Raw genomic sequence first — 1,048 nt, forward strand, 5'->3', positions numbered from 1 at the left:
CAAGGGGCTTTATCATTTACAGCTAGCGCTAGAGAATGGTGGTGTAGAGTATGTAAACGAGTATATAGTTCGTTCCAAAGGCGTTGAGTGCACGGCGCATACTGTTGAGTAGTGCTACATAACAAACTGTTCAAGAGGGATTCGCAACGCGTGGCATTTTCACTATGCGTTGGTTTTAGTGCTTAAGGTGGTATGCGTCGGCATCGGTATTGCGTTGCTCACCCCTTAACAGGGCGTTAGGCGATAGGAGAAATATTGAACATGAGAGACAAGGTTGTGCTATTTATTGAGGCTACGACATTTTTGCTATTACTAGCAATTGGTATCGCGTGGGCTATGCAACCTTCAGGCGATTTTGAACCATACTTTGTTGTGTTTAGTCTGGTCTTTGTTGCAACAGAGATATTTCGACGCTATTTCATGCCGAGTGGGAATAAGCATAAATTTACTCCTGCTGAGCTTGTCCTGCATCGAGAAAAATTGCGTCCAATCTTTGAAAAAGAAATATTTAGGTGTCGCCACGAGAAGCTGCGAAAAGATGCAATAATTCGACACGTTGACCGTGTAGATTCGTACCCAAATACTGATGAATCAAAGTCGGGTATATCACCTTGGTTTAAGGTTGCTTTGGTCGACACTTACCATAAAGGAATTATGGTCATTTTGAGTGCTGAAAGGTTGTATATCCATGATGGGAAATATACTAATAAAAAAGGTAACTCTACAGAAGAGATACGAGCCTATTTAGTCGGAAAAATACCTTATGAGGATATTGAAGCAGTCAACATAGATGGTGATGAATATTATCACTTTCCTCATATCTATTGTCACTTTAGCCACAATAACGAGCCCTATGAAGAGCTCGTTTATTGCCAAGAAGTTGACATGAATAATGGTCACGTGCATTACAGTGAACTAGTATCTTTTACTGATGTGCAGAAACAAAGCAAAGAGTTCGCTGGAAAAATCGCCTAACAAACTGTTCAAGAGGGATTCGCAACGCGTGGCATTTTCACTATGCGTTGGTTTTATTGTTTAAGGTGGTATG

The 1,048-nt window shown here is 40.9% G+C and carries 1 protein-coding gene; it reads left to right on the top strand.

The features are described from left to right. Positions 1-261: 261 nt before the first annotated feature. Positions 262-975: a hypothetical protein gene (locus KJB35_RS26270; protein WP_285358811.1), complete on the top strand. Its 714-nt coding sequence runs from the start codon at positions 262-264 to the stop codon at positions 973-975. The last annotated feature ends 73 nt before the right edge of the window (positions 976-1,048 follow it).

The organism is Vibrio sp. D431a (assembly GCF_030248655.1).
Lineage (GTDB): Bacteria > Pseudomonadota > Gammaproteobacteria > Enterobacterales > Vibrionaceae > Vibrio > Vibrio alginolyticus.